Below are 8,148 nucleotides of genomic sequence, written 5' to 3'. Positions count from 1 at the left end.
ATACCCCCATGGCAGCAGTGGCGGATCACCCTCGGCAAGCAGGTTCGCGCACAGCGGAGCGGTTGCCACGGGGGGTCTGCTACTTGGCCGGCTTGTCCGAAACCGTGATGGCGCCCGAGATGATCTGGGCCTTGTAGCCGTCGAGGACATCCTTGATGTCGTCGACCTTGCCACCGGAGGTGGAGTAGCCGACGCCGTCGACCTTCAGGTCGAAGCGCTTGGGCAGCGAGCCGAGGTCGTTCTTCGCGAACGCCCGCAGGAATTCGAGGACCGCGACGTCGACCCGCTTCACCATGGAGGTGAGGATGATGTCCTTGTCCGCGGCGACGGTCTTCTGGTTGTACTGGTCAGAGTCCACGCCGATGGCCAGCGCGTTGCCCGACTTCGCGGCGTCGAACACGCCCTTGCCGGAGGCGCCGGCGGCATGGTACACGACGTCCGCGCCCTTGGCGATCTCCGCGGCCGCCTTGGCGTTGCCCTTGGCGGGGTCCTGGAACCCGGTGTTGTCGCCGGCCGGGGTGAGATACTCGTCCTCGATCTTGATCTTGTTCGAAGCCGCCTTCGCGCCCTGCAGGTACCCGGCCTCGAACTTCTGGATCAGCGGAGTGTTCACCCCGCCCACGAAACCGACGTGGCAGTTCTTGCTCTTGTACGCGGCGGCGACACCGGCCAGGAACGAGCCCTGCTCCTCGGCGAAGACCAGCGGGGTCACGTTCGGCAGGGTGATCGTGTCGTCGTCGACGATCGCGAACTTGATGTCCGGGTGCTTGGTGGCGACCGTCTTCACCGCCGCCTCGTAGGCGAAGCCCACTGCGACGATCGGGTTCAGCCCCTGGCTCGCCATTTGCTCCAGCCGCTGCTGCCGAGCCGCTTCGCTCTCGGTCGGGCTCGCCGTGCTCTCCTGCACCGACGGCACGCCCAGTTCGGCCTTCGCCCGGTCGGTACCGGCCGCGGCCGCGTCGTTGAACGACGCGTCCCCTCGGCCGCCGACGTCGAAGGCCAGGCCGACCTTCAGCTTGCTGCCGTCGACCTTGCCACCGTCGGTGCTGCTGCTCGTGGCAGCGGCGGGCGCGGCGGGCGGCTTCGGTGCGGTGACACAGCCAGATCCGGAGCTGTTGTCCCCCGAGCCGGACGCGGCGTTGCTCTTGCCGCTGTCCTTCGCACACCCGGCCAGGGCCAGCACCCCGGCCATGCCCACGGCGGCCAGCGCGGTTCCACGCATGCGACGCAAGTGTCGTCTCCCTCCCCGCTGATCCAGCGGACGATCCGAGAAAGAACCCGGCGACGTTGCCGGGCTCAACCGCCAGACCGTACCCAACGGTAAGGAAGACGCCCTAGCAACTGCACGCTACGTAACACAAACGTTTACTCAGCGGCTCGATCCGACACTGTTCGCGTACACAAAGTGATCAACTTGACCACGCTCCGCATAAATCGATCAGCAGAACTCACTCGCGCGGGTCAGTCGAATCGGGGAAGCCACCCGGCCGCACCGGCACTGTGCGTGTCCACAGTGGACCCGAACGGAACCGGCGGGACCCGCACGCCCGGCCCCGGCGTGGCCTGGAACACACGTCCGGGTACCGCGGTCCGCTCCCGATGTCTGGTCCATCACAGAGACGAACCCGGAGGTGAGCCAGGCACCGGGGTCGGGTCTAGCATCCCTCCCATCCACGCTCGCGTGAGCCCCTGATCTCGGCACCGCCGCCGGTGTTGTCCCCCGTGGACCGACCCCGGCGAGTGCGGAGGACTCCGGTCACCGGGCACGACAGTCATGACGTTGGAGGCCGTTCACCGATGTCCACCACGGCGAGCACTGCCGCTGAGCCAGCGGCGGGGGCGAGCGATCGGGCGGGTGCCTCACGCCGGCAGGGATCCTTCTACCGGGGCGACCCGGGCATGTGGTCCTGGGTGCTGCACCGCATCACCGGCGTGCTGACATTCTTCTTCCTGTTCGTGCACGTGCTCGACACCGCACTCGTGCGCGTGTCGCCGAACACCTACGACCAGGTGATCGAGACGTACAAGACGCCACTCGTGAACCTGCTCGAGGTCGGCCTGGTCGGCGCGGTGCTGTTCCACGCGCTCAACGGCCTGCGCGTGATGCTGGTCGACTTCTGGGCCAAGGGCCCGAAGTATCAGAAGACGATGCTGTGGGTGATCGGCGTGGTCTGGGTCGTGGTGATGGTTCCGGGTGCGTTCTTCATGCTCAAGCGCACCGTCGAAACGCTCTTCGGGGGTGCCTGATGGCCGACGCTCTGCTTCTGGACAAGCCGCGCGCACCGCGGCGCCCGGCCGCCCGGCGCAGCAACTTCGAGCTCTACAGCTGGCTGTTCATGCGCATCTCCGGCCTCGCGCTGATCATCCTGGTGCTCGGCCACCTGCTGATCATGAACATCCTCGACGGCGGCGTGCACCGGATCAACTGGGGCTTCGTGGCCGGCCGCTGGGCCTCGCCGTTCTGGCAGTTCTGGGACCTGGCGATGCTGTGGCTCGCGGAGATCCACGGCGGCAACGGCCTGCGCACGATCATCGACGACTACGCGCGCAAGGACTCCACGCGGTTCTGGCTGAAGATCGTGCTGTACGTCTCGATGGTGCTGATCCTGGCCGTCGGCACGATGGTGATCTTCACGTTCGACCCCGAGATGCCTGCCTCCTAGCGGCGCACCCACCACGAGCAAGCGGAGCCTTTTCCCATGCAGTTCCACAAGTACGACGTGGTGATCGTCGGCGCCGGCGGCGCCGGGATGCGCGCGGCCATCGAGTCCGGCCAGCGCGCGCGCACCGCGGTCCTCACCAAGCTCTATCCGACCCGCTCCCACACCGGCGCGGCACAGGGCGGCATGTGCGCCGCGCTGGCCAACGTCGAGGAGGACAACTGGGAGTGGCACACCTTCGACACCGTCAAGGGCGGTGACTATCTGGTCGACCAGGACGCCGCGGAGATCATGGCCAAGGAGGCCATCGACGCGGTCCTCGACCTGGAGAAGATGGGCCTGCCGTTCAACCGCACGCCCGAGGGCAAGATCGACCAGCGCCGCTTCGGCGGGCACACCCGTGACCACGGCAAGGCGGCGGTGCGCCGCGCCTGCTACGCCGCGGACCGCACCGGGCACATGATCCTGCAGACGCTGTACCAGAACTGCGTCAAGCACGGCACCGAGTTCTTCAACGAGTTCTACGTGCTCGACCTGGTGCTGTCCGAGGACGAGCAGGGCAACCCGATCGCCTCCGGCGTGGTGGCCTACGAGCTGGCCACCGGCGAACTGCACGTGTTCCAGGCCAAGTCGATCGTGTTCGCCTCCGGTGGCGCGGGCAAGATCTTCAAGACCACCTCGAACGCGCACACGCTGACCGGGGACGGCCTCGGCATCATCTTCCGCAAGGGCCTGCCGCTGGAGGACATGGAGTTCTTCCAGTTCCACCCGACCGGCCTCGCCGGGCTGGGCATCCTGATCTCCGAGGCGGTGCGCGGTGAGGGCGGCATCCTCCGCAACTCCGACGGCGAGCGGTTCATGGAGCGCTACGCCCCCACCATCAAGGACCTCGCGCCGCGCGACATCGTCGCCCGGTCGATGGTCCAGGAGGTGCTGCAGGGCCGGGGCTGCGGGCCGAACAAGGACTACGTGGTCCTGGACGTGACCCACCTGCCGGTCGAGGTCCTGGAGACCAAGCTGCCGGACATCACCGAGTTCTCCCGCACCTACCTCGGCGTGGACCCGGTGAAGGAGCCGGTGCCGGTGTTCCCGACCTGTCACTACGTGATGGGCGGCATCCCGACCAACATCCACGGCGAAGCGTTGCGCGACAACGAGAATGTGATCCCCGGCCTGTACGCCGCGGGTGAGGTCGCCTGCGTGTCCGTGCACGGGTCGAACCGGCTGGGCACCAACTCGCTGCTGGACATCAACGTGTTCGGCCGACGGGCGGGCATCGCCGCCGCGGAGTACGCGCTGGCGCACGAGCACGTCGAGCTGCCGGAGAACCCGACCACGCTGGTCGAGGACCAGCTGGCGCTGCTGCTGTCCGAGCACGGCGACGAACGCGTCGCCGACATCCGCAAGGAAATGCAGCAGACGATGGACTCGCACGCGTCGGTGTACCGCACCGAGGACACCCTCAAGCAGGCGCTGACCGACATCCAGTCGCTGAAGGACCGCTACGCCCGGATCACCGTGGCGGACAAGGGCAAGCGGTACAACACCGACCTGCTCGAAGCCGTCGAGCTGGGCTTCCTGCTGGAGCTGGCCGAGGTCCTGGTCACCGGGGCGATCGCGCGCAAGGAGTCCCGCGGCGGGCACGCCCGCGAGGACTACCCGAACCGCGACGACACGAACTTCATGCGGCACACCATGGCCTACAAGCAGGGCGACGGCCTGCGCGCGGACATCCGGCTGGACTACAAGCCGGTCACCTTCACCCGCTACGAACCGATGGAGCGGAAGTACTGATGACCACGGCCACCCCGGAAGCCACGACGGCTTCCGAAACCCACACGCCGATCACCGTCACCTTGAAGATCCTGCGGTTCAACCCCGAGGTCGACGAGGAGCCGCACTGGGAGTCCTACGACGTCCCGGCGCAGCCGACGGACCGGGTGCTCAACCTGCTGTTCTACGTCAAGGACTATCTGGACGGCACCTTCGCCTTCCGCCGCTCCTGCGCGCACGGCGTGTGCGGCTCGGATGCCATGCAGATCAACGGGATCAACCGGCTGGCCTGCAAGGTGCTGCTGAAGGACCTGCTGAAGCCGGGCAAGAAGACCGAGATCAGCATCGCCCCGATCAAGGGCCTGACGACGTTGAAGGACCTCTACGTCGACATGGACCCGTTCTTCGAGGCCTACCGCGCGGTCAAGCCGTACCTGATCGCCTACGGCAACGAGCCCACCCGCGAGCGGATCCAGTCCCAGGCCGACCGCGACCGGTTCGACGACACCACCAAGTGCATCCTCTGCGCCTGCTGCACGTCGTCCTGCCCGGTCTACTGGAACGACGGCTCGTACTTCGGCCCGGCCGCGATCGTCAACGCGCACCGGTTCATCTTCGACTCGCGTGACGAAGGCGCCGAGGAGCGCCTGGACATCCTGAACGACTCGGAAGGCGTCTGGCGCTGCCGCACGACCTTCAACTGCACCGACGCATGCCCCCGCGGCATCCAGGTGACGAAGGCGATCCAGGAAGTCAAGCGCGCACTCCTGTTCAAGCGCGTCTGACCCTGCCTGCCTTAAGGGCTGTGAAGGGTCCCTTCACGGACTTGTCGTCCGTGAAGGGACCCTTCACAGCCTTGGCGAGATATCCACAGGTGCGGCAGCTGTCCACAGATCGGTGCGGGGTCGGCCGCGGGCGGCTGGTGCTGAGGCACAGTCGATGGATGAAGCAACGAGGTCACTGGGCCGTGCGGCCCGAGGTACTCGCCCAGCACAGCACCAATCAGGTGATTCGAGTGAGCGTGCTCGAATCACTCGACATGCACAGCAAGGGCATCTACCGAAGATGCCTGCCCGGCGGGCCATGGCAAAGGCTCTTGCCGGGAATCATTCTCCTGCACAACGGCGATGCGACAGCTGATCAGCTCGTCCAGGCCGCCCTGTTGTACGCCGGTGAATCAGCGATCGTCACCGGCAGAGAAGCTTGTCTGAGACACGGCATGCGCCTTTCCAGCACCGTCGGCCCACGGCAGGTTCACCTGCTGATCCCGCACCGGCAGAGAGTGAACGGTGCTGAATTCGTACTCATCGAGCGGACCCACACTCTCCCCGCGCCGTGGATACGTGCGGGGTTTCCCCTCGCCCCGCCGGTCCGGTCGGCTACTGACCTCCTCCGCCGGACACCGAGCGCTGAGGCCGCGCGCCACGTTCTGATCGAAGCGATCCAGCACGGCGGCTGTTCGCCAGATGCGTTGCTGGATGAACTGAATCGCGGCACCAAGCGAGGGACCGCGATCCCCCGCCGGCTGCTCGTCGATTGGTCGGACATCCGGTCCGTTGCCGAAGACGAAGCCCGCAAGCTGGCGAAACGGCTGGCGAACCCGCCAACTCACCAGAACGAGGTGCTGTACGACCACGCGGGCAGATACGCGGGCCGGCCCGACTTCTGGTGGGACGACGTCGGCCTGGCCTGGGAGATCGATTCGATGGAGTTCCATTTCAAGTCAGCCGACTATGCCCGCACCCTGCAACGAAACACTCGTTATGCGGCACTGGGTATCCCCGTGGTGCAAACGCTGCCGAGCCGCGTGCGCACCGACCCGGACGCCGTACTGGCGGAACTGACCGATGCCTACCGCGCAGCCACACTCCGCCCACGTCCACATGTCTCCCTACGTCGCGCGGCTTAAGGGCTGTGAAGGGTCCCTTCACGGACTTGTCGTCCGTGAAGGGTCCCTTCACAGCCCTGGGGGCTACATCAGCGAACCGCGTTCAGTGCGTTCACCAGGCCGTGCCCGTAGTAGGAGTTGTTCTTCGGCGGCCCGGTGCATGCGGCGACGTCGCACTTCACCGGGTCGGCCTTGGCGTTCAACAGGTTCGAGAGCGCCTGCGGCGGAGCGAACGGCAGCCGTGAAGCCAGCAGCGCGGCGACACCGGCTGCGTGCGGGGACGCCATCGACGTGCCGCACATCGTGCCGTAGCCGCCGTTCGAGATGGTCGACAGCGGGCAGACCATGCCCTGGCCCTCCGGGGGCTGCTGTGCGCCGTCGCCGCCCGGCGCGGTGACGCTGACCGAGCCGTAGTTCGAGTACGACGACTTCGTGCCCTTGTAGCCGACTGCCGACACCGTGACCACGCCGTCGATCGCCTTCGGCAGGATGCCGCACGACGAGTCGACCGGGTGCGGACGGTTCGGGTCGGTGGTCTGCTTCGTGACGTCGAAGCCGGAGTTGCCGGCCGCGGCGACGTTCAGCGTGCCGCGGTTGGTCGAGTAGGTCACTGCGCGGCGAACGGCTTCGTACGCGGCTGCGTCGCCGGCTTCGTTGCGGCAGTAGAACATGCCGGGGTCGATGTAGTAGCTGTTGTTCGTCACCTGGAAGTGGTGTTGTCCTGCCCACATGAACCCGCAGACAGCAGCTTCAGGGAAGATGTAGCCACCATCGTTGACGACCTTCACCGACGCCAGCCGTACGCCCGGGGCGATGCCGGAGAAGCCGCGCGCAGCGTCCTTACCCGCGATGGTGCCCGCGACGTGGGTGCCGTGTTCGGAGTTCGTCGGCGCCCATGACGCAGCGGTAGTGTCCGCAGCACCGGTGATGCAGCCGGCGGACTGACGCGCGTCCACCTGACTCGCGAGCGCCGGGTGCTTGGCGTCTATCCCGGAATCCAGTACGCCCACAGTGACCCGCGACGAACCTGGGTTGATCTTGTTCGCCTCCGGCGCGTGAATAGCCCGCATGTCCCACTGCTGGGCCGAAAGATCGCCTGCAGCAGCACGGGTCTGCGTCTGCTCCAGTACGCCGACAGCTGCCCGCTTCTCCGCCCGCGCCGCCTTCTTCGCAGCGACGTCCTTGCCACCCGAGTACGCACGCATCACGCCGATCCGCTCCGCGAAGTCCGCGTTGCGCGAGCTGGCGACTGCGACGCCGATCTCCGGGTAGTACGCCACTTTGGTGCCACACTTCGCACCCAGCTCGGTATCGACGGAGCGCTGCGAGGCACCGGGCTGGTACAGCACGACGTAGCTATAGGGCGTACTCGTGGTGTCGCACGAAGGCGCGGGAGCGGCATAAGCCGGAGCCGTCACAACACCAGCAGCGATTCCGGCAACCGCAACGGGAACAAGTAATCGACGGATACGGGACATTCCACCTCCAGGGTCGCGCTGAAGGTTAGGCAGCCCGGTCGCCGTACGCCACCTCCTAAGGAACGGTCACCACATCAGGTGGCCGAGTCATGCTCCCGGGTGGTGGCCCGTACGGCTTTCCAGCCGAGTACGCCGATGGCGGTACCGAGTATGAAGGAGACCACAGTGAGCACGGCGTGCACGACGAAATACCCAGTGGGCGATCCGTCCGCTGCCCACGACTGGTCGCTCGCCCAGAGATTCTTGGCGAAAGTGATCCAAATGATCCAGGACCACACTCCGAACGCCAGCAGGAAGATCGCAGTACCTCGAGAAATGCGCATGTCTTGAGTATGCAACCGCGCTCACG

At 66.5% G+C, this 8,148-nt stretch carries 8 protein-coding genes; 5 read left to right on the top strand and 3 right to left on the bottom strand.

What is annotated here, in order from left to right; genetic code table 11:
• Positions 1–79: 79 nt before the first annotated feature.
• On the bottom strand, positions 80–1,222 hold the full coding sequence (locus D5S19_RS30125) for a BMP family lipoprotein (RefSeq protein WP_120026715.1): 1,143 nt from the start codon (positions 1,220–1,222) through the stop codon (positions 80–82).
• A 575-nt stretch (positions 1,223–1,797) separates the two neighbouring features.
• Here D5S19_RS30125 and sdhC point away from each other — a divergent pair.
• The 5 genes from sdhC to D5S19_RS30100 all read left to right on the top strand — a co-directional run bounded on the left by sdhC (position 1,798) and on the right by D5S19_RS30100 (position 6,342).
• Positions 1,798–2,247 (top strand): succinate dehydrogenase, cytochrome b556 subunit, encoded by a 450-nt coding sequence (gene sdhC, locus D5S19_RS30120; protein ID WP_098511426.1) that lies wholly within the window; start codon positions 1,798–1,800, stop codon positions 2,245–2,247.
• Positions 2,247–2,663, top strand: a complete 417-nt coding sequence (locus tag D5S19_RS30115; RefSeq protein WP_120026714.1) for a succinate dehydrogenase hydrophobic membrane anchor subunit — start codon at positions 2,247–2,249, stop codon at positions 2,661–2,663. Before sdhC ends, D5S19_RS30115 begins: the two co-directional genes overlap by 1 nt.
• 36 nt (positions 2,664–2,699) lie before the next feature.
• Entirely contained in the window at positions 2,700–4,454 is a 1,755-nt protein-coding gene (gene sdhA, locus D5S19_RS30110) for a succinate dehydrogenase flavoprotein subunit (protein ID WP_120026713.1), read from the top strand.
• Positions 4,454–5,218 carry a succinate dehydrogenase iron-sulfur subunit gene (locus D5S19_RS30105; RefSeq protein ID WP_098511431.1) on the top strand — a complete coding sequence of 255 codons (765 nt, stop codon included), beginning with the start codon at positions 4,454–4,456 and terminating at the stop codon, positions 5,216–5,218. The genes sdhA and D5S19_RS30105 overlap by 1 nt, the downstream gene beginning before the upstream one ends.
• 230 nt (positions 5,219–5,448) lie before the next feature.
• Positions 5,449–6,342, top strand: coding sequence for a hypothetical protein (locus tag D5S19_RS30100; protein WP_233574246.1), 894 nt, complete (start codon positions 5,449–5,451; stop codon positions 6,340–6,342).
• A gap of 68 nt (positions 6,343–6,410) precedes the next feature.
• Here D5S19_RS30100 and D5S19_RS30095 read toward each other — a convergent pair whose 3' ends face one another.
• Entirely contained in the window at positions 6,411–7,799 is a 1,389-nt protein-coding gene (locus D5S19_RS30095; RefSeq protein ID WP_120026712.1) for a S8 family peptidase, read from the bottom strand.
• 74 nt (positions 7,800–7,873) lie between these two features.
• Positions 7,874–8,122: an SCO4848 family membrane protein gene (locus tag D5S19_RS30090; protein ID WP_120026711.1), complete on the bottom strand. Its 249-nt coding sequence runs from the start codon at positions 8,120–8,122 to the stop codon at positions 7,874–7,876.
• Positions 8,123–8,148: the final 26 nt, after the last annotated feature.

It is taken from the genome of Amycolatopsis panacis (genome assembly GCF_003600245.1).
Lineage (GTDB): Bacteria > Actinomycetota > Actinomycetes > Mycobacteriales > Pseudonocardiaceae > Amycolatopsis > Amycolatopsis sulphurea.
The sequence above is the reverse complement of the archived record's forward strand: the minus strand, read 5'-3'. Positions and strand labels throughout refer to the sequence as shown.

What these genes read in the sequence shown, in the direction of transcription:
- D5S19_RS30090 (WP_120026711.1), bottom strand. Translation starts at nt 8,122, where the DNA reads ATGCGCATTTCTCGAGGTACTGCGATCTTCCTGCTGGCGTTCGGAGTG.
- D5S19_RS30115 (WP_120026714.1), top strand. Translation starts at nt 2,247, where the DNA reads ATGGCCGACGCTCTGCTTCTGGACAAGCCGCGCGCACCGCGGCGCCCG.
- D5S19_RS30125 (WP_120026715.1), bottom strand. Translation starts at nt 1,222, where the DNA reads ATGCGTGGAACCGCGCTGGCCGCCGTGGGCATGGCCGGGGTGCTGGCC.
- D5S19_RS30095 (WP_120026712.1), bottom strand. Translation starts at nt 7,799, where the DNA reads ATGTCCCGTATCCGTCGATTACTTGTTCCCGTTGCGGTTGCCGGAATC.
- sdhC (WP_098511426.1), top strand. Translation starts at nt 1,798, where the DNA reads ATGTCCACCACGGCGAGCACTGCCGCTGAGCCAGCGGCGGGGGCGAGC.
- sdhA (WP_120026713.1), top strand. Translation starts at nt 2,700, where the DNA reads ATGCAGTTCCACAAGTACGACGTGGTGATCGTCGGCGCCGGCGGCGCC.
- D5S19_RS30105 (WP_098511431.1), top strand. Translation starts at nt 4,454, where the DNA reads ATGACCACGGCCACCCCGGAAGCCACGACGGCTTCCGAAACCCACACG.